At 43.9% G+C, this 17,325-nt stretch carries 26 protein-coding genes; 4 read left to right on the forward strand and 22 right to left on the reverse strand.

Going from position 1 to position 17,325, the window contains the following annotated elements; translation table 11 throughout:
* Nucleotide 1 precedes the first annotated feature (1 nt).
* From rplO to rpsJ, 21 genes are all read right to left on the reverse strand, one after another.
* Nucleotides 2–436, reverse strand: coding sequence for a 50S ribosomal protein L15 (gene rplO, locus FHQ30_RS03690; RefSeq protein ID WP_132964879.1), 435 nt, complete (start codon nt 434–436; stop codon nt 2–4).
* 4 nt (nt 437–440) lie between these two features.
* The gene (gene rpmD, locus FHQ30_RS03695) at nt 441–620 is read right to left on the reverse strand and encodes a 50S ribosomal protein L30 (RefSeq protein WP_084257858.1); all 180 of its coding nucleotides are present in this window, start codon (nt 618–620) and stop codon (nt 441–443) included.
* Between the two features lie 6 nt (nt 621–626).
* Nucleotides 627–1,127 (reverse strand): 30S ribosomal protein S5, encoded by a 501-nt coding sequence (rpsE, locus tag FHQ30_RS03700; protein ID WP_084257857.1) that lies wholly within the window; start codon nt 1,125–1,127, stop codon nt 627–629.
* 15 nt (nt 1,128–1,142) lie between these two features.
* Nucleotides 1,143–1,496: a 50S ribosomal protein L18 gene (rplR, locus tag FHQ30_RS03705; RefSeq protein ID WP_034615117.1), complete on the reverse strand. Its 354-nt coding sequence runs from the start codon at nt 1,494–1,496 to the stop codon at nt 1,143–1,145.
* 12 nt (nt 1,497–1,508) lie between these two features.
* Nucleotides 1,509–2,042: a 50S ribosomal protein L6 gene (gene rplF, locus FHQ30_RS03710; protein ID WP_132964881.1), complete on the reverse strand. Its 534-nt coding sequence runs from the start codon at nt 2,040–2,042 to the stop codon at nt 1,509–1,511.
* 15 nt (nt 2,043–2,057) lie between these two features.
* Nucleotides 2,058–2,450 carry a 30S ribosomal protein S8 gene (gene rpsH, locus FHQ30_RS03715; RefSeq protein ID WP_132964883.1) on the reverse strand — a complete coding sequence of 131 codons (393 nt, stop codon included), beginning with the start codon at nt 2,448–2,450 and terminating at the stop codon, nt 2,058–2,060.
* A gap of 38 nt (nt 2,451–2,488) precedes the next feature.
* Complete coding sequence (rpsN, locus tag FHQ30_RS03720) at nt 2,489–2,794, reverse strand: 30S ribosomal protein S14 (RefSeq protein WP_139610749.1); 306 nt, start codon at nt 2,792–2,794, stop codon at nt 2,489–2,491.
* 12 nt (nt 2,795–2,806) lie between these two features.
* Nucleotides 2,807–3,346 (reverse strand): 50S ribosomal protein L5, encoded by a 540-nt coding sequence (gene rplE, locus FHQ30_RS03725; RefSeq protein ID WP_132964886.1) that lies wholly within the window; start codon nt 3,344–3,346, stop codon nt 2,807–2,809.
* 15 nt (nt 3,347–3,361) lie between these two features.
* A complete protein-coding gene (gene rplX / locus FHQ30_RS03730) occupies nt 3,362–3,685 on the reverse strand; it encodes a 50S ribosomal protein L24 (RefSeq protein WP_132964888.1) in 324 nt (107 codons plus the stop codon).
* Between the two features lie 10 nt (nt 3,686–3,695).
* Nucleotides 3,696–4,067 carry a 50S ribosomal protein L14 gene (gene rplN, locus FHQ30_RS03735; protein WP_132964890.1) on the reverse strand — a complete coding sequence of 124 codons (372 nt, stop codon included), beginning with the start codon at nt 4,065–4,067 and terminating at the stop codon, nt 3,696–3,698.
* Nucleotides 4,068–4,277: 210 nt separating this feature from the next.
* Nucleotides 4,278–4,532, reverse strand: a complete 255-nt coding sequence (rpsQ, locus tag FHQ30_RS03740; RefSeq protein WP_132964892.1) for a 30S ribosomal protein S17 — start codon at nt 4,530–4,532, stop codon at nt 4,278–4,280.
* The gene (gene rpmC / locus FHQ30_RS03745) at nt 4,532–4,723 is read right to left on the reverse strand and encodes a 50S ribosomal protein L29 (protein ID WP_132964894.1); all 192 of its coding nucleotides are present in this window, start codon (nt 4,721–4,723) and stop codon (nt 4,532–4,534) included. The genes rpsQ and rpmC overlap by 1 nt, the downstream gene beginning before the upstream one ends.
* The gene (rplP, locus tag FHQ30_RS03750; protein ID WP_034615144.1) at nt 4,723–5,133 is read right to left on the reverse strand and encodes a 50S ribosomal protein L16; all 411 of its coding nucleotides are present in this window, start codon (nt 5,131–5,133) and stop codon (nt 4,723–4,725) included. The genes rpmC and rplP overlap by 1 nt, the downstream gene beginning before the upstream one ends.
* Nucleotides 5,134–5,146: 13 nt before the next feature.
* Nucleotides 5,147–5,848 (reverse strand): 30S ribosomal protein S3, encoded by a 702-nt coding sequence (gene rpsC / locus FHQ30_RS03755; protein ID WP_034615147.1) that lies wholly within the window; start codon nt 5,846–5,848, stop codon nt 5,147–5,149.
* A 10-nt stretch (nt 5,849–5,858) separates the two neighbouring features.
* Complete coding sequence (gene rplV, locus FHQ30_RS03760; protein ID WP_034615150.1) at nt 5,859–6,191, reverse strand: 50S ribosomal protein L22; 333 nt, start codon at nt 6,189–6,191, stop codon at nt 5,859–5,861.
* Between the two features lie 14 nt (nt 6,192–6,205).
* Nucleotides 6,206–6,478 (reverse strand): 30S ribosomal protein S19, encoded by a 273-nt coding sequence (rpsS, locus tag FHQ30_RS03765; RefSeq protein WP_132964897.1) that lies wholly within the window; start codon nt 6,476–6,478, stop codon nt 6,206–6,208.
* A gap of 25 nt (nt 6,479–6,503) precedes the next feature.
* The gene (gene rplB, locus FHQ30_RS03770) at nt 6,504–7,325 is read right to left on the reverse strand and encodes a 50S ribosomal protein L2 (protein ID WP_132964900.1); all 822 of its coding nucleotides are present in this window, start codon (nt 7,323–7,325) and stop codon (nt 6,504–6,506) included.
* A gap of 18 nt (nt 7,326–7,343) precedes the next feature.
* Nucleotides 7,344–7,646: a 50S ribosomal protein L23 gene (gene rplW / locus FHQ30_RS03775; protein WP_132964902.1), complete on the reverse strand. Its 303-nt coding sequence runs from the start codon at nt 7,644–7,646 to the stop codon at nt 7,344–7,346.
* A complete protein-coding gene (rplD, locus tag FHQ30_RS03780; protein ID WP_132964904.1) occupies nt 7,643–8,248 on the reverse strand; it encodes a 50S ribosomal protein L4 in 606 nt (201 codons plus the stop codon). The genes rplW and rplD overlap by 4 nt, the downstream gene beginning before the upstream one ends.
* 15 nt (nt 8,249–8,263) lie before the next feature.
* The gene (rplC, locus tag FHQ30_RS03785; protein ID WP_132964906.1) at nt 8,264–8,896 is read right to left on the reverse strand and encodes a 50S ribosomal protein L3; all 633 of its coding nucleotides are present in this window, start codon (nt 8,894–8,896) and stop codon (nt 8,264–8,266) included.
* Nucleotides 8,897–8,923: 27 nt separating this feature from the next.
* A complete protein-coding gene (gene rpsJ, locus FHQ30_RS03790) occupies nt 8,924–9,235 on the reverse strand; it encodes a 30S ribosomal protein S10 (protein ID WP_001181005.1) in 312 nt (103 codons plus the stop codon).
* Nucleotides 9,236–9,690: 455 nt separating this feature from the next.
* Between rpsJ and speC the strand changes: the two genes are divergently transcribed.
* Nucleotides 9,691–11,838 carry an ornithine decarboxylase gene (speC, locus tag FHQ30_RS03795; RefSeq protein WP_139610750.1) on the forward strand — a complete coding sequence of 716 codons (2,148 nt, stop codon included), beginning with the start codon at nt 9,691–9,693 and terminating at the stop codon, nt 11,836–11,838.
* A gap of 68 nt (nt 11,839–11,906) precedes the next feature.
* Here the strand turns inward: speC and FHQ30_RS03800 are convergent, their stop codons facing one another.
* Nucleotides 11,907–14,105: a TonB-dependent siderophore receptor gene (locus FHQ30_RS03800; protein WP_139610751.1), complete on the reverse strand. Its 2,199-nt coding sequence runs from the start codon at nt 14,103–14,105 to the stop codon at nt 11,907–11,909.
* Between the two features lie 142 nt (nt 14,106–14,247).
* On the opposite strand from FHQ30_RS03800, the gene FHQ30_RS03805 reads away from it, so the two are divergent.
* Genes FHQ30_RS03805 through FHQ30_RS03815 form a run of 3 tightly spaced genes read left to right on the forward strand, consistent with a single transcriptional unit; the run spans nt 14,248 to nt 17,307 of the window.
* The gene (locus tag FHQ30_RS03805; RefSeq protein ID WP_139610752.1) at nt 14,248–15,123 is read left to right on the forward strand and encodes a helix-turn-helix transcriptional regulator; all 876 of its coding nucleotides are present in this window, start codon (nt 14,248–14,250) and stop codon (nt 15,121–15,123) included.
* Nucleotides 15,029–16,315, forward strand: coding sequence for an MFS transporter (locus FHQ30_RS03810; RefSeq protein WP_139625144.1), 1,287 nt, complete (start codon nt 15,029–15,031; stop codon nt 16,313–16,315). The genes FHQ30_RS03805 and FHQ30_RS03810 overlap by 95 nt, the downstream gene beginning before the upstream one ends.
* Nucleotides 16,312–17,307, forward strand: a complete 996-nt coding sequence (locus tag FHQ30_RS03815; RefSeq protein WP_139610754.1) for a siderophore-interacting protein — start codon at nt 16,312–16,314, stop codon at nt 17,305–17,307. The genes FHQ30_RS03810 and FHQ30_RS03815 overlap by 4 nt, the downstream gene beginning before the upstream one ends.
* Nucleotides 17,308–17,325 lie beyond the last annotated feature (18 nt).

The following is a 17,325-nucleotide window of genomic DNA, read 5'->3' on the forward strand; positions in this document are numbered from 1 at the left end:
ATTATTCCTCAACTGAGCCGCCAGCAGCTTCGATTGCTGCTTTGGCACCTTTAGTCACACGCAAACCACGTACAACTACAGGCCCTTTAACTTCACCGGCAAAAATAACTTTAGCAAATTCAATGTTATGCGAGATAACATTGGCAGCTTTCAGTGATTCTAATGTCACATCACCGTCAACTTTTGCTAAGTCATTCAAACGAATTTCAGCTGAAACAAGCGCTTTACGCGAAGTAAAACCAAATTTTGGCAAACGACGGTACAACGGCATTTGACCACCTTCGAAGCCACGACGAACACCACCACCGTTATTCCGGGATTTCTGTCCTTTATGACCACGACCGCTGGTTTTACCTAAACCTGAACCGATACCGCGTCCAAGGCGTTTAGCACTTTTTTTAGCTCCTTCTGCCGGAGATAGAGTATTTAAACGCATTCCCTTACTCCTCCACTTTAACCATGTATGAAACTTGGTTGATCATACCACGCACAGCCGGCGTATCGATTAACTCGACCGTGTGGTTGATACGGCGAAGACCAAGGCCACGAAGCGTAGCTTTATGTTTCGGTAAACGACCGATTGAGCTACGGGTTTGTGTTACTTTGATTGTTTTTGCCATGATCAATTACCCCAAAATTTCATCAACGGTTTTACCGCGTTTAGCAGCAACCATTTCTGGTGATTTCATGTTTGCCAATGCATCAATTGTTGCACGGACAACGTTGATTGGGTTGGTTGAACCGTATGCTTTAGACAATACGTTACGAACGCCTGCAACTTCTAATACTGCACGCATTGCACCACCTGCGATGATACCGGTACCTTCACTGGCTGGTTGCATAAATACGCGAGAACCAGTATGAGTACCTTTAACAGGGTGTTGTAAAGTACCTTCTGTAATAGCTACATTAACCATATTACGACGGGCTTTCTCCATCGCTTTTTGGATCGCTGCCGGAACTTCACGGGCTTTACCGTAACCAAAACCTACGCGACCGTTACCATCACCTACCACTGTCAATGCAGCGAAGCTGAAAATACGACCACCTTTTACTGTTTTAGATACACGGTTCACCGCGATTAGCTTCTCTTGCAGTTCACCAGCTTGTTTTTCGATGTTTGCCATCTCAAATTACCTCTATTAGAACTGTAGACCAGCTTCACGAGCAGCGTCAGCCAATGCTTGCACACGGCCATGATATTTAAAACCAGAACGATCAAAGGCAACTTTTTCTACGCCTTTGGCCAATGCTCTTTCTGCAATGGCTTTACCCACTACTGCTGCAGCATCTTTGTTTCCGGTATATTTCACTTGCTCACTAATGACTTTTTCAACTGTTGAAGCAGCGGCAAGTACTTCCGAACCGTTAGGTGCAATAACTTGCGCATAAATGTGACGAGGAGTGCGGTGAATAACCAAACGGGTTACTCCTTGCTCTCTCATCGCATGACGTGCGCGAGTTGCACGACGGATACGAGCCAATTTCTTATCCATAGTGTTACCTTATTATTTTTTCTTAGCCTCTTTGGTACGTACGACTTCATCATCATAACGTACCCCTTTACCTTTGTAAGGCTCAGGACGGCGATAAGCACGAATATCTGCAGCGACTTGACCAATAAGCTGTTTATCTGCACCAGTCAAAACAATTTCAGTTTGTGACGGGCATTCAGCCTTGATACCTGCCGGCAATGCGTGCTCAACCGGGTGAGAGAAACCTAAACTTAACGCAATGCTGTTGCCTTTAAGTTGTGCTCTGTAACCTACACCCACCAATCTTAACTTCTTAGTGAAGCCTTCAGTAACACCGATAACCATTGCGTTAACAAGCGCACGAGCCGTACCGGATTGTGCATTTGCACTTTTGCCTTCATTACGAGGAGCAAAAGTCAGTGCACCATCTTCTTGTTTAACTTCAACTTCATTATGAATGGTACGAGATAACTCACCATTCTTACCTTTTACCGTTAATAGCTGGCCGTTAAGTTTAATCTCAACGCCGGCAGGAATATTAACGGGTGCTTTAGCAACTCGAGACATCTTCCTACCCCTCTATTAAGCTACGTAACAGATGATCTCACCGCCCAAACCGGCTTTACGCGCGGCACGGTCGGTCATCACACCTTGTGATGTAGAAACAACAGCGATACCCAAACCACCCATTACACTTGGTAACTCGTCTTTGCGTTTATAAATACGCAGACCAGGACGGCTGATACGTTGAATGCTTTCCACAACAGGTTTACCTTGGAAATATTTCAGTGTAATTTCCAGTTCAGGTTTAACACCTTCGGAAATTTTAACGCTATCAATATAACCTTCTTCCGCAAGCACATTGGCAATAGCCACTTTTAGCTTGGATGAAGGCATGTTGACCGCGATTTTATTCGCAGATTGACCGTTACGAATACGGGTCAACATATCTGCGATTGGATCTTGCATGCTCATGTGTCTTTACTCCCATGATTCCAAATTAAAGTGGTTGATTACCAGCTTGCTTTCTTAAGACCCGGGATCTCACCGCGCATAGCGGCTTCACGGACCTTAATACGGCTCAAACCGAACTTACGCAATACACCATGCGGACGACCGGTTTGACGGCAACGGTTACGTTGACGAGACGGGCTAGAGTCACGTGGTAAAGTTTGTAACTTTAACACGGCATTCCAACGGTCTTCATCAGAGGCATTGACATCAGAGATCATTTTTTTCAATTCTACACGTTGAGCGTAAAATTTCTCAGCCAATTTAACGCGTTTTAAATCGCGCATTTTCATTGATACTTTAGCCATTTGTAACCTGCCTTATTTACGGAATGGGAAGTTAAAGGCAGCCAGTAGTGCTTGACCTTCTTCATCTGTTTTCGCAGTCGTTGTGATAGTAATATCTAAACCACGAACACGATCCACTTTATCATAATTGATTTCAGGGAAGATGATTTGTTCACGCACACCCATGCTGTAGTTTCCACGGCCATCAAATGATTTCGCGCTTAAACCACGGAAATCACGGACACGAGGAACCGCAATATGAATCAATCGTTCAAAGAATTCCCACATACGTTCACCACGTAGGGTCACTTTGCAGCCGATTGGATATCCCTGACGAATCTTAAAGCCTGCAACAGATTTGCGTGCTTTAGTGATTAAAGGTTTTTGACCGCTAATTGCTGCCAGATCCGCTACTGCGTTATCCAGCAATTTTTTATCGGTCAGCGCTTCACCCACACCCATATTCAGGGTTATCTTTTCGACTCGTGGGACTTGCATGACAGATTTGTAGCCGAATTTATCTTTCAATTCGTTTACTACTTGATCTCTGTAATAATCATGCAGTTTCGCCATCGCTATACTCCAGTATTATTTAATTGTTTCACCAGTAGATTTGAAGAAACGGACTTTTTTGCCGTCTTCAATCCGGAATCCTACGCGGTCAGCTTTATTTGTTGACGGGTTGTAGATTGCTACGTTAGAAACGTCGATTGCCGCTTCTTGTTTCACAATGCCACCAGCTTTACCTAAAGCCGGAACCGGTTTCTCATGTTTAGAAACCATGTTTAAACCTTCAACAATCACTTTACCGTTAGGCAGTACTTTTGTTACTTTACCACGCTGTCCTTTGCCCTTTTCAGTGCTACCGGTTAGCATGATTACTTCATCGTTTTGACGGATTTTTGCAGCCATGACACTCTCCTTACACTACTTCCGGGGCCAATGAAATGATCTTCATAAACTTCTCTGAACGAAGTTCACGAGTCACCGGTCCGAAAATACGTGTACCGATTGGTTGCTCGGTATTATTGTTTAAAATAACACAGGCATTACCATCGAAGCGAATGACTGATCCATCTGGGCGACGTACACCCTTCTTGGTGCGCACCACAACCGCTTTTAATACATCACCTTTTTTTACTTTACCGCGAGGAATTGCTTCTTTCACAGTAATTTTAATGATGTCGCCAATACCGGCGTAACGGCGGTGTGAGCCACCTAGAACCTTGATACACATTACGCTACGGGCGCCTGAATTATCAGCAACGTCCAGCATAGTCTGTTCTTGGATCATATTAGTGCTCCGCTAAAATCAAAAAAACCCTTTCGGGACGAATCTGTTTACCCAATGCAAACAGGGTGCGGATTTTACCAAATGGCTAAAAGGAAAGCAACTGGATTTTATGTTTATTGCTGAGATTTGTCGGTAGCACAGTGGGAGAAATAGCAACAAAAAACCGCACTTTAATGCAAAGTGCGGTTTTTATTAGTTTCAAAACAATAATTAGATTACTGCTTTTTCAACGACACGAACCAAAGTCCATGATTTAGTTTTAGAAATAGGGCGACATTCGCGAATTTCTACCAAATCACCAACATTGACTTCGTTGTTTTCATCATGTACGTGTAACTTAGTTGTACGACGGATAAACTTACCATAAAGTGGGTGTTTAACCATACGTTCGATTGCGATGGTGAAAGATTTATCCATCTTGTCACTCACAACGCGACCTTGTACTGTACGAATTTTATCAGTCATTACTCACCCGCCTTTGCGCTTAGAACAGTTTTAAGTTGTGCAATACTACGACGCACTTGTTTCAACTGATGGGTTTGTTGAAGCTGACCGGTGGCTGCTTGCATACGCAATTTGAATTGCTCACCTAACAAGTTAACCAATTCAGCATTCAGCTCTTCAACACTTTTTGTACGTAGTTCTTGAGCTTTCATTACATCACCGTTTTAGTTACGAAGGTTGTCTTGATAGGCAATTTCGCCGCTGCTAATGCAAAGGCTTCTCTTGCGATTTCTTCAGACACACCGTCCATTTCATATAGCACTTTACCCGGTTGGATCAAGGCTACCCAGTACTCAACGTTACCTTTACCTTTACCCATACGGACTTCCAATGGTTTTTCAGTAATTGGTTTATCTGGGAATACACGGATCCAGATTTTACCCTGACGTTTAACAGCACGAGTCATCGCACGGCGAGCCGCTTCGATTTGACGTGCGGTCAAACGACCACGACCAACTGCTTTCAGACCGAATGTACCGAAGCTGACATCGGTACCAGCCGCTAAGCCACGGTTACGTCCTTTGTGAACTTTACGGAATTTTGTACGTTTTGGTTGCAACATTTATTCAATCTCCTTACTTACGACCTTTGCGCGCTTTTTTAGGTTGCGCTTCAGGTTGTTGTTCTGATTGCATAACTGCAGCCATTCCACCAAGAATCTCACCTTTGAAGATCCATACTTTCACGCCGATAACGCCGTATGTAGTATGAGCTTCTGCAGTGTTATAATCGATGTCCGCGCGTAATGTATGCAAAGGCACACGACCTTCACGATACCATTCTGAACGCGCAATTTCTGCACCACCTAAACGTCCGCTGACTTCAACTTTGATACCTTGCGCACCTAAACGCATTGCGTTTTGTACAGCACGTTTCATCGCACGACGGAACATAACACGACGTTCTAATTGTGAAGCAATGCTTTCAGCAACCAGACGCGCGTCTAATTCAGGTTTTTTCACTTCTGTGATGTTGATTTGCGCAGGAACGCCGGTAATTTCGGCTAATTTGTTACGCAATTTTTCAACATCTTCGCCTTTTTTACCGATAACGATACCCGGGCGAGCAGTGTGAATAGTTACACGAATACTCTTAGCCGGACGCTCAATATCAATACGAGCAACAGAAGCATTGGCTAACTCTTTGTTTAAGAACTTACGTACTTTGAAATCGCCTTCTAAGTTGTCAGCGAAATCTTGTGTATTCGCAAACCAAGTTGAACTCCAAGGTTTAACAATACCGAGGCGAATACCATTAGGATGTACTTTTTGACCCATTGCTATTCTCCTACTTGTCAGACACAACCACAGTGATGTGGCTTGTACGTTTTAAAATACGATCCGCACGACCTTTAGCACGTGGCATAACACGTTTCATGCTAGGACCTTCGTCAACGAAGATTTTAGCAACTTTAAGATCATCGATATCTGCACCGTCATTATGCTCTGCATTCGCAATCGCAGACTCTAAAACTTTCTTCACCAAAGCCGCAGCTTTTTTGTTGGTGAAAGTCAAGATTTCCAGAGCTTGAGCAACATTTTTACCGCGAATTAAATCAGCAACTAAGCGAGCTTTTTGAGCTGAAGTGCGAGCGAAACGATGTTTTGCAATAGTTTCCATCTTTACTTCCTTCCTTACTTAGCTTTCTTATCAGCGGCATGACCGCGGTAAGTACGAGTCGGTGCAAATTCACCTAATTTATGACCGATCATTTCGTCGGAAATAAATACAGGAACGTGCTGGCGACCATTATGGACGGCGATGGTCAATCCGATCATTGTTGGAATGATCATTGAACGACGGGACCAAGTTTTAATTGGTTTTTTATCCCCGCTTTCCACCGCTTTCTCTACCTTCTTCAGCAAGTGTAGGTCAATAAAAGGACCCTTCTTGAGAGAACGTGGCATGGCTTATCCTCTTTTTATATTAAAATTATTTACCACGGCGACGTACGATGAATTTATCAGTACGTTTATTGTGGCGAGTTTTCTTACCTTTAGTTTGAACGCCCCATGGAGTCACAGGATGTTTACCAAAGTTACGACCTTCACCACCACCATGAGGGTGATCTACCGGGTTCATCGCCGTACCGCGAACGGTAGGACGAACGCCACGCCAACGGCTTGCACCGGCTTTACCCAGTACGCGCAGCATGTGCTCAGAATTTCCAACTTCACCGATAGTTGCCTGACATTCGGATAACACTTTACGCATTTCGCCGGAACGAAGACGCAATGTTACATAGTTACCCTCACGAGCAATAATTTGTACATACGCACCGGCTGAACGAGCAATTTGACCGCCTTTGCCTGGTTTTAATTCTACGTTATGTACAGTTGTACCAACCGGGATATTACGCATCGGTAATGAATTACCCACCTTGATAGGTGCTTGCGTACCCGCTTGGATTTGATCGCCTGCGGCCAAACCTTTAGGTGCTAAGATATAACGACGCTCACCGTCTTTATATAACACTAAAGCGATATTCGCAGAACGATTTGGATCATATTCCAGACGCTCAACAACCGCCGGCACATCTAACTTATTACGTTTGAAGTCAACGATACGGTAATGTTGTTTATGACCACCACCGATATGACGGGTAGTGATACGTCCTAGATTGTTACGACCACCGGTTTTAGATTTAGTATCTAAAAGCGGAGCATAAGGTTTACCCTTGTGTAAATCAGGGTTAACGATTTTAACTACATGGCGACGACCAGCGGAGGTCGGCTTACATTTTACGATAGCCATTATTTTCTACTCCTCTGATTACTCTGCACTGTCAAGGAAGTCCAAATTTTGGCCTTCTTGCAAGGTGACATACGCTTTTTTCCAGTCGCTACGACGACCCGTTCTCGCACCATGACGTTTGGTTTTACCTTTAACAACGATAGTACGCACTGAATCAACTTTCACTTCAAACAGTTTTTCAACAGCAGCAGCGATTTCAACTTTGTTGGCTTCTTTAGCTACTTTGAAAACAATCGTATTTGACTGTTCGGCATTATTAGTCGCTTTCTCAGAGACATGTGGTGCTTTCAGCACTTTTAGCAAACGTTCTTCCAGAATCATGCCAACATCTCCTCAATTTGCTTCACAGCGTCAGCCGTAATAACTACTTTTTCAAAAGCAATTAAGCTAACTGGATCAATCGCCTGAACGTCACGCACATCTACTTTGTAAAGGTTGCGTGCAGCCAAGAATAGATTTTCATCTAAATCCGCTGTGATGATCAGCACATCTTCCAGTGCCATTTCTTTTAATTTTTGAACTAAAACTTTTGTTTTCGGGGCGGCAACTTCGAATTTCTCAACCACAACCAGACGGTCTTGGCGAAGTAATTCAGACAGAATGCTCTTAATCGCACCACGATACATTTTTTTGTTCACTTTTTGGCTGTGATCTTGTGGCTTAGCCGCAAATGTCACACCACCTGAACGCCAAATTGGGCTTTTTACGTTACCGGAACGCGCACGACCAGTACCTTTTTGACGCCATGGTTTTTTGCCTGAACCTGCTACTTCAGCACGAGTTTTTTGTGCACGAGTACCTTGGCGAGCACCTGCTGCATAAGCAACAACAACTTGGTGTACCAACGCTTCGTTAAACTCACGTCCGAAGGTAGTTTCAGAAACAGTCAATGCACTTTGTGCATCTTTAGTTACTAATTCCATTCCTATCTCCTAGACTTATGCTTTAGCTTTAACAGCGGGTTTAACAATTAAATCACTACCGGTTGCGCCTGGAACGGCACCTTTGACCAATAACAATTTACGTTCAGCATCAACGCGAACCACTTCCAGTGATTGAACGGTTACACGCTCAGCACCTAAGTGACCTGCCATTTTTTTACCTTTGAACACACGACCCGGAGTTTGGTTTTGACCAATAGATCCAGGAACACGGTGAGACAAAGAGTTACCGTGGGTAGCATCTTGAGTACGGAAGTTCCAGCGTTTTACTGTACCGGCAAAACCTTTACCTTTCGATGTACCTGTTACGTCAACTTTTTTAACGTCTGCGAAGACATCAACATTAATTTCCTGACCCAAAGTGAACTCTTCACCTTCGGTACGGAATTCCCATAAACCGCGACCAGCTTCAACACCTGCTTTAACGAAATGACCTGCTTCTGGCTTAGTTACACGACTTGCTTTTTTAGAGCCAGTAGTAACCTGAACTGCAGAATAGCCATCTGTTTCAAGGGTTTTCACTTGAGTCACACGGTTGGCTTCGATTTCGATTACGGTAACTGGGATAGACACGCCGGCTTCTGTGAAGACGCGAGTCATACCAACTTTACGACCGATTAAACCAATCATTGTATTAACCTCTTACCTATTCCCTGATTAACCTAGGCTGATCTGCACGTCAACGCCGGCAGCCAGATCTAAACGCATAAGCGCGTCAACAGTTTTCTCTGTTGGTTCAACAATATCGACCAAACGCTTGTGAGTACGGATTTCGTACTGATCACGCGCGTCTTTATTAACGTGTGGAGAAATCAACACGGTAAAACGTTCTTTACGGGTCGGTAATGGAATTGGACCACGAACTTGAGCACCTGTGCGCTTAGCTGTTTCTACGATTTCCGCAGTGGATTGATCGATCAAACGATGATCAAACGCTTTCAAACGGATACGGATTCTTTGGTTCTGCATGAGACCAGAGCTCCATTATTAAAAATGAGATAACAAAAAACCGACACCTCGATTTCCATACTGCTTATATTTGAAAATGAAGTGCGATTAAGCCTATTTTAGCTCCCCAATCGGGAACATTGTCAGCAACAACCTATTGTTGTCGCCCGCTTGATAAATGATTACATCAAACGACTTCCATCAAGAAAGTCCGCAGAGTGTATAGAATCACCGCACAGTTTGCAAGCACTTTTCGCCGATTTTTTGCAAAAAGTGCGGTTTACTTTGGTAGAAAAAGCTATCTGTGATTCTTGAGAGAAATCCCACCGTCTTCACTTTCCCTCAGCGCTTAAATTTGTTATCGTTTGCGCAAATTCAAACCGCACTTTTGCCTTGCAATTGCAAGCCAATAACTCTGAACTGAAAAGCACACTGCTTTTCATTGATATGACTCGTCTGCCGATAGGAAAACGCCGATGAAAATTGCTGCCAGCCAAGGCACAGAATTTGCCTTTTTGTCTGACTACAAAATTATGGACATTGATATGACCGATTTCACCAATGTCTGTGCTGTGGTCACCACGATTAAAGACCTGCCCGAAGTGTGGGAAGAGTTGGAACGGTTGGGCTTTCCCATTCCGATTTTCGCCGCCATTGAATACGGAGAAACCGTACCGGACGAGTGGTTGACCGAACTCTACGGCGTCATCGAACTGGCAGAAGATCAAAAATATTATAACGGCCAATTGATTAACGCCGCTGCCGCAGATTACATCGACACGCTCGATCCACCATTTTTCCAAGCACTGAAGGAATATACTGATTACGGCAATGCGGCGTTCGACTGTCCGGGACACCAAGGCGGGCAATTTTTCCGCAAACACCCTTCCGGTCGCCGTTTCTATCTCTATTTCGGCGAAACCCTGTTCCGCGCCGACTCCTGCAATGCCGATGTGCGCTTAGGAGATTTGCTGATTCACGAAGGTCCGGCATTTCAGGCTCAAGCCCATGCTGCCAGAGTATTTAACGCTGATAAAACCTATTTTGTGCTCAACGGTACCTCGTCCGCCAACAAAGTGGCGATCGGTGCGTTGGTCAGCAAAGGCGACTTGGTGTTGTTTGACCGCAACAACCATAAATCGGTGCATCAAGGTGCGCTGACGTTGTGCGGTGCCATGCCGGTATATATGGAAACCACTCGCAATGCCTACGGTTTTATCGGCGGCATTCCGTCGCACTGCTTTGAAGAAGCGGATATCCGTACCCAAATTGCCAAGGTTGCACCGGAACGTGCCAACGATAAACGCCCATTCCGTTTGGCGGTGATTCAATTAGGCACCTATGACGGCACGATTTACAACGCACGCCAAGTGGTCGATCGTATCGGCCATTTGTGCGACTACATTCTGTTTGACTCCGCTTGGGTCGGTTATGAACAGTTTATTCCGATGATGCGTGACTGCTCGCCGCTGTTATTGGAATTGAATGAAAACGATCCGGGCATTTTGGTGACCCAATCGGTGCACAAACAGCAGGCAGGTTTATCGCAAGCGTCGCAAATTCACAAAAAAGATAACCATATCAATGAGCAAGAGCGGTATTGCAACCATAAACGTTTCAACAACGCCTTTATGATGCACGCCTCGACCAGCCCGTTTTATCCGCTGTTTGCCTCATTGGACGTCAACGCCAAAATGCACGCCGGCAAAGCCGGAAAACGGATGTGGCAGGAGTGCGTGCTCAGCAGCGTGGAAGTGCGTAAAATGCTGCTGAAAACCTGCAAACTGATCCGCCCGTTTGTGCCGCCGATGGTGGACGGAAAATCCTGGGAAAACCACAAATCGGAAGACATCGCCAACAATATCCGTTTCTTCCAATTTGCCAAGGACGCACGCTGGCATGACTTCGACGGCTATGCCGAAGAGCAATATTTTATCGACCCGTGCAAACTATTGCTGACCACGCCGGGCATCAATATGGAAACCGGCGAATATGAAGAGTCCGGCATTCCGGCGGCGATTTTGGCGCACTACCTGCGCGAACGCTCAGTGATTCCGGAAAAAGCCGATTTAAACTCGATTCTATTCCTGTTGACTCCGGCGGAAACCATGGCGAAATTCCAGCATTTGGTGGCGAACATTGCCCGCTTTGAAGAGCATATCCAAGACAACACGCCGGTGATCGAAATGCTGCCGACCCTTGCCAAAACGTATCCGCAATACAGCAAAATGCGGATTGGTGAACTGTGTCAGAAACTGCACAACTTCTACGCCAAACACCGCCTAAACGACTTACAACAACAGATGTTCCTGCGTGACGCCTGGCCGAAGATGCACATCACGCCGGAAGCCTGCCACAATGCGTTTATCCGCAACGAAGTGGAATTGGTTTCGCTGGCTGAAATCGAAGGCAGAACCGCTGCCGAAGGTGCATTGCCTTATCCGCCGGGCGTGCTGTGTATCGTCCCCGGCGAAGTTTGGGGCGGCGCCGTATTGGAGTATTTCCGTGCCTTGGAACAAGGCATCAACGAACTGCCGGGCTTCGAACCGGAAATCCAAGGCGTGTATCTGGAAGCCGACGACGCCGGCTACCGCCGCGCTTGGGCGTATGTGTTAAAACAATAACACGCTCAGTAAAAGGTCAAGTGCGGTTTGCCCGACCGCACTTGACCTATATTTATCAACTTATTTAGCTAAAATTTAAAGCCCAATGTCATATTAATATTTCTTGGTGAACCGTAGCTGTGAGAATTAACACTAGTACGATAAATTTTATCGAATAAGTTCTCTACATTTAGTGTTAAGGTCGCATTTTTGCTCAAATTATAGCGCAACATCAAATCCACTAATGCGTAGGATTTTTGAGTCGAAACTGCTTTTGCCTTCGCCGCTAACGCTGCACTGGCGCCATAATTTAATCCCCAAGGGGTTCCTTCATAAATTGTACTTTGCCAGCGTACTCCTGCGCCGACTGTCATACTACGCCATGCATAGCTAGTAAAAATTTTAAATTGCTGAATCGGAATTTCAGGTGTCAAGCGTTGATTATTCGAGCCTTTTCCCTTGCTACGACTAAAACCAGCTGAAATTGCCCAATTATCTCTTATTTCTCCATTCACTTCGATTTCAAAGCCTTTTGTTTTTCCACTCGGATCAAAAGCGTAATAATCACAAGTCAACCCTCCGGGACTATATTGTTCACAGAAGCCGACATTCCGTTTTCGGGTTTCAAATAGTGCCAAAGAGCCGTTTAACCGCCCATCAAAGAACTCTGCTTTTAACCCGACCTCAATATTGCTGCCTTTTTCCGGATTCAAATATTGGTTATTTTTATCCCGTTTGGTTTGTGGTTTAAAAATTTGTGCATAGCTGGAATAAATTGAAAAGTTATCATTTAAATCATATACCAGCCCAATATAGGGAGTAACACTACTTTTGGTATTTTTCCCATTTTGGATATATTGAGTATCTTCTGTAATATTAAATCGAGTATAGCGTCCACCTAAGATCAACGCTAATTGCTCGGTTAAGTAAAGACGAGTTGCCGTATAAGCGCCGACCTGGCGAATCCTGTTAATGTCCTGCCCATCTGCCGCCCAAAGCGGCAATGGCAAAACCCCATTAAATAGCCCTAAATTATCAATCATACTCGGATCAAAAATACGATTGAGCTGCCGCCCATACCGTGGCTGATCATTATTTAAAATATAACCACTCACACCAAACATCACATCATGTTTTCTATTCCATAACGTATATTTTCCGTTTAATGATGCCATAAAATTATGTTGCCGAGGGTGTTCATCACTCTTTACTGTTGCGCCGGCTGCCATCGGTATGGTTCGATTGACAAAAGCTGACGCAGCAATACCCGCGACTTGATCACGATGTCCTTTGGCATAACCATATTCTATTTTAAGCAACCAATCCTGATTAAAACGGTGCCGCAATTCGGTAAACAGATTTAAATTGCTATAATTAACATAAGAGCCATTAATCGTTGCATTGGAACGAGGTGAAGCCGGGATGGCATTACCGTCCGTATCATATAAAACCAAACCGAACATCGATGTATTACGATCACGCATGGATTGGTAGGTTCCGCCAATACTAAGTGTAGTATCCGAGCTAATATTCCATTCCGTGATGCCATAGATCATTCCATTACGATTTTGTGCGCGCTCACGAAAGGTGTCCGAACCCAGGTAAGACATCACCAAACGCCCACGCAAACTGCTATCGGCATTCAAACTGCCGGAAAGATCTGTTTCTACTCCGTGTAAATTAAAATCGCCTACCTTAAAATCTAAAGTTCCCTGAAAATGACGAGTTGGACGTTTGCGATGTAAACTAATCGTTGCACTCGGCTGTCCTGAGCCGTCCATTAGCGCTGTTGCACCGCGTAACACTTCAATTTGATCGTATTGCGCACTATTTAATATACTCCAGGCATTCGGTTCATCACCCGGTCCTTTTCCACCGAAGGCAATATTATTCATCGGCATACCGTCTAATTGAAAATTTTGCACTCGATTACCGCGCGCATATAGCACCGTATAGCCGGTTTCTGTTGAGCCCTTTACATCTGCATACAATCCAACAGCTTGTTGAACCACTTTACTTAAAGAGGATAAATTTTGATCTTTAATCTGCTCCGCCGACACAATACTCACATTCTGAGGTGTTTGCCGCAGTGTCATGGCTAAACCTGTTGCCGTGCTGCTTCCATACGCACCATAACCTTGGTTATAGCTACTTTCTGTTATGATTGATGTATCGGTAACCGTAATCGTCTCTAGCTCTTGTTTGTTTTCAGCTTGAGCGATACAAGACAGCAGGCTTAATGCAACCGCACTTCGTTTAAAATAGCGTTGGCGCTTCAAAAATTTCATTAGATAACCTCAGATAAGAATCATTTTATTTTTTGAAAAAGAGAACTATTCGTATAAAATCAAAAATATTCTAAGCCAAATTCTTACTGGATAACACACCAAATAGGTAACTTTATCCCCCTTACCAGCAAATAAAACCATTATGAAAGCAAAATTTTACCAGCATATCGATCCGTCGCCAGAATTATTGGGTATTATGAATTATCGAGAATTTGATAATGGTCTTGCGTGGAAACTTGCTCAGCTGCAATGTCAACCAAAACGATTCAGTGAACAGATTTTGTTTCACCCCAGTTTACGCTTGATTTTTACCCTTGAAGGACAAACACATCTCAATTATGCGGATCGAACAATTACCCTTAACCGCGGAGAGGGAGTGATATTGCCTAATTTAGGCTGTGAAATACAAGGTAATAAATCATTCTACGCCGGCTATCGACAAAAAGAGCTTGTCCTGTTTTTTGAGCCAGAATGGATTGACAATATCGGTATTGATGAATCCCTGTTTTTCCACTTAGAACAACGAGCAGTACCACATCAATTCAAAATAACCGGCAGTATAGAATTATTGATTCGTCAACTGATGCACAGTGAAGATCATCCAACACAGTGGCAAACACCGATTCAAAATAATTTATGCACGACTTTGCTATTGGAAGTGATGCAGACACTTTTTCCGCCGCAAATAAGCGGTCAACAGCAGAAAAAAATAGCCTCCAAACGCTTGGAGCGTTTACTCAGTTTATTACACGACGAACAAACAATAGATTGGAATATGAAACAAATCGCCCAATACTGCTGTAGCAACACTACAACCCTGCAACGTGAATTTAAAGAGCATTACAACACCACGATTATGAACTATCTACGCCAAATTAAAATGCAACGCGCCAAACACGCTCTTTTAGGCGGAGCATTAGTCAGTGAAGCGGCACAACTGGCAGGCTATCGAAAAATTGAATGTTTTAGCCAGCAATTTTATAACCAATTCGGGATTTACCCGAGCAAAATTAAATAATATGCAGAAATCTCTATTTGTTTGGCTACTTTTCGGCACAACCTATATCAGCCAACACATCGGCTTCAGTTTTATGTCAGTGACCTTGATTGTTCTATTACGCCAACATGGTGCTTCTCTTGATGCCTTAAGTTTAATGCCACTTATCGTATTACCTTTTTCACTGCGTTTTTTATGGTCACCCGTTGTTGAACGTTTTGGACACTCGGCACGTGGGCATTTTAAAAATTGGTTAATCCCGGTTCAATGCCTAATGGTATTTAGCCTACTGACAATAACCATCATTAATCCCACTACCCAAATTTATACCTTATTCTTGGTATTATTGATTTTTGCTGCAATTATAGGTTTTCAAGACTTAGCACTTGACGGTTTAGTCTGTTCAGCCTTTTCACAAACTGAGCGCACCACCATCAATAGCATCCAAATCGGTAGCGGTATGTTAGGCAATCTCGTTGGCGGTGGATTGGTCATACTGTATCCACACTTAGAATGGCAAGGTTCAATCCTTATTTTATCCCTTATCTGCTGTATCCCATTATTTTTTCTCATTCGCTTCCAAGAACCGACTAAAACAAAAATTCAAACCTTACCGTTGAGGCAAGGCTGGTTTGAGCTTTTTCGATTTTGGCACGGAAAACTCACTTGGCTTGGAATGCTGTTTATTTACGCCATTGCCTTTTCCGGCGGATTCAGCATATTATCCCCCACCTTGGTCGACGGCGGTTGGTCAATGACAGAGATAGGTATGATGATGAATTACGGTGTTCTCATCGGTTTAGTTGCTGTCATCAGTGTTGTACCACTCAGCAAAAAATTCTGCCGTAAAAAGACTGTCCGTATCTTTACCGCACTTCAGCTTATCAGCCTTATCGCATTGTTACCTCTCTCTTTCGGAAAGACCGATACACTTTGGGCTTATCTCGCGGTTACTGCCTGCTATCTCAGTTTTGCCCCGATGTTCACCCTAAATAGCGCAATAATGATGGATTTGGCAGCTAAAAGTACAACCCCAACAATTGCTTACACCGTGCAAATTGCTGTCGCGATGCTGTTCTCTATTTTAGCATCAACACTTAGCCTTGCTACTGCTGACTATTTTGGATACTCAGCAACTGTTTTACTTTCAATCGGCGCCGCATTAATCACCTTGATGACTATGCCGTTAATTATTACAAGGATTACCGCATGAAAAGAACCCCTTTAGCTGACCAAATTCAAAAAATTGATATCATCGAACACGTCACCGAAGATCACTATCGAGAACTGCTTGCTATCAGCCGGGTATATTTAAATTCTGAAACTGAGACTGTTAATTTTATTGATCTTTTTGAAGAGGGAATGTTATTAACGATTCAATACGGTGATCAACAGAAAACGGATCTTATTCCGTTTTTAGCTACCGGTGAAATTCACCATAAAGTCCGACATCTCGCTATGACAGCAATCGAACGCTCTTCTGACAGCCAATCACAAGCTAAACACCAGTTTTTTGACGTGCTGCACAACCAAATGATAACCAAAAATATATGTCGGCTTACCCTAAAAAGCTCTCAACCTCTCCCTATTGATAAACCCGGTTACGCTTGGAACTTTAGCTTAACCACATTTGACCATATACCGGATATGGCAGAATTAAAAATAAATGAACAACGGCGTTATTACACCCTGCGCCAAGCCAAAAAAAGCAGTGCAACAGTAGCCTTCAATGACATTGCGTTTGTCGATGTTTTTTTACACGGCAATACGCCCGGCAGCGTTTGGTCACGGAACTTACAACAAGGTGATATTATTCACAGCGCGGGAGACTACAACGAAAAAACAGATCATTTAGAACAGGGTAACACCGTGTTAATTGCCGATGAAACCTCACTGCCAACCGTAGCTTGGTTACTCGAAAATTGGAAAAATCCGCTACCGCCAACAGTAATTAGCATTACCCATCAAATCGAAGACCAAGACTACCTAAATAATAGTCAGCTCCCCGAAAATAGCCAAATTCATCATATTCATTACTCAAACTGTGCCGATAACCTGCTCCAAATTTTAGAAACTATTCCACAAATTGATGCGGTTTGGGGAGCATTTGAGCACCACGCAGCTAAAATCATTCGCCAATATCTGCGTACACAACGCAAACTTGATGCCCGCCAAAATCGGGTAAAAGGCTATTGGATTGAATAGCGAGGTTTAGATATTTTC

Source organism: Testudinibacter sp. 'clade 2', assembly GCF_006227735.1.
GTDB lineage: Bacteria > Pseudomonadota > Gammaproteobacteria > Enterobacterales > Pasteurellaceae > Chelonobacter.

Bases quoted from the DNA above. Each gene is read 5' to 3' on its own strand.
- FHQ30_RS03805 (WP_139610752.1), top strand. From the start codon at position 14,248: ATGAAAGCAAAATTTTACCAGCATATCGATCCGTCGCCAGAATTATTG.
- rpsQ (WP_132964892.1), bottom strand. From the start codon at position 4,532: ATGACTGATAAAATTCGTACAGTACAAGGTCGCGTTGTGAGTGACAAG.
- rplW (WP_132964902.1), bottom strand. From the start codon at position 7,646: ATGATTCTGGAAGAACGTTTGCTAAAAGTGCTGAAAGCACCACATGTC.
- rpsS (WP_132964897.1), bottom strand. From the start codon at position 6,478: ATGCCACGTTCTCTCAAGAAGGGTCCTTTTATTGACCTACACTTGCTG.
- rplP (WP_034615144.1), bottom strand. From the start codon at position 5,133: ATGTTGCAACCAAAACGTACAAAATTCCGTAAAGTTCACAAAGGACGT.
- rplR (WP_034615117.1), bottom strand. From the start codon at position 1,496: ATGGATAAGAAATTGGCTCGTATCCGTCGTGCAACTCGCGCACGTCAT.
- rpsE (WP_084257857.1), bottom strand. From the start codon at position 1,127: ATGGCAAACATCGAAAAACAAGCTGGTGAACTGCAAGAGAAGCTAATC.
- rplO (WP_132964879.1), bottom strand. From the start codon at position 436: ATGCGTTTAAATACTCTATCTCCGGCAGAAGGAGCTAAAAAAAGTGCT.
- rplC (WP_132964906.1), bottom strand. From the start codon at position 8,896: ATGATTGGTTTAATCGGTCGTAAAGTTGGTATGACTCGCGTCTTCACA.
- rpmD (WP_084257858.1), bottom strand. From the start codon at position 620: ATGGCAAAAACAATCAAAGTAACACAAACCCGTAGCTCAATCGGTCGT.
- rplD (WP_132964904.1), bottom strand. From the start codon at position 8,248: ATGGAATTAGTAACTAAAGATGCACAAAGTGCATTGACTGTTTCTGAA.
- rpsN (WP_139610749.1), bottom strand. From the start codon at position 2,794: ATGGCTAAAGTATCAATGAAAATGCGCGATTTAAAACGCGTTAAATTG.
- rpsC (WP_034615147.1), bottom strand. From the start codon at position 5,848: ATGGGTCAAAAAGTACATCCTAATGGTATTCGCCTCGGTATTGTTAAA.
- FHQ30_RS03815 (WP_139610754.1), top strand. From the start codon at position 16,312: ATGAAAAGAACCCCTTTAGCTGACCAAATTCAAAAAATTGATATCATC.
- rplE (WP_132964886.1), bottom strand. From the start codon at position 3,346: ATGGCGAAACTGCATGATTATTACAGAGATCAAGTAGTAAACGAATTG.
- rpsJ (WP_001181005.1), bottom strand. From the start codon at position 9,235: ATGCAGAACCAAAGAATCCGTATCCGTTTGAAAGCGTTTGATCATCGT.
- FHQ30_RS03800 (WP_139610751.1), bottom strand. From the start codon at position 14,105: ATGAAATTTTTGAAGCGCCAACGCTATTTTAAACGAAGTGCGGTTGCA.
- rplX (WP_132964888.1), bottom strand. From the start codon at position 3,685: ATGGCTGCAAAAATCCGTCAAAACGATGAAGTAATCATGCTAACCGGT.
- speC (WP_139610750.1), top strand. From the start codon at position 9,691: ATGAAAATTGCTGCCAGCCAAGGCACAGAATTTGCCTTTTTGTCTGAC.
- rpsH (WP_132964883.1), bottom strand. From the start codon at position 2,450: ATGAGCATGCAAGATCCAATCGCAGATATGTTGACCCGTATTCGTAAC.
- rplV (WP_034615150.1), bottom strand. From the start codon at position 6,191: ATGGAAACTATTGCAAAACATCGTTTCGCTCGCACTTCAGCTCAAAAA.
- rplF (WP_132964881.1), bottom strand. From the start codon at position 2,042: ATGTCTCGAGTTGCTAAAGCACCCGTTAATATTCCTGCCGGCGTTGAG.
- rplB (WP_132964900.1), bottom strand. From the start codon at position 7,325: ATGGCTATCGTAAAATGTAAGCCGACCTCCGCTGGTCGTCGCCATGTA.
- rplN (WP_132964890.1), bottom strand. From the start codon at position 4,067: ATGATCCAAGAACAGACTATGCTGGACGTTGCTGATAATTCAGGCGCC.
- rpmC (WP_132964894.1), bottom strand. From the start codon at position 4,723: ATGAAAGCTCAAGAACTACGTACAAAAAGTGTTGAAGAGCTGAATGCT.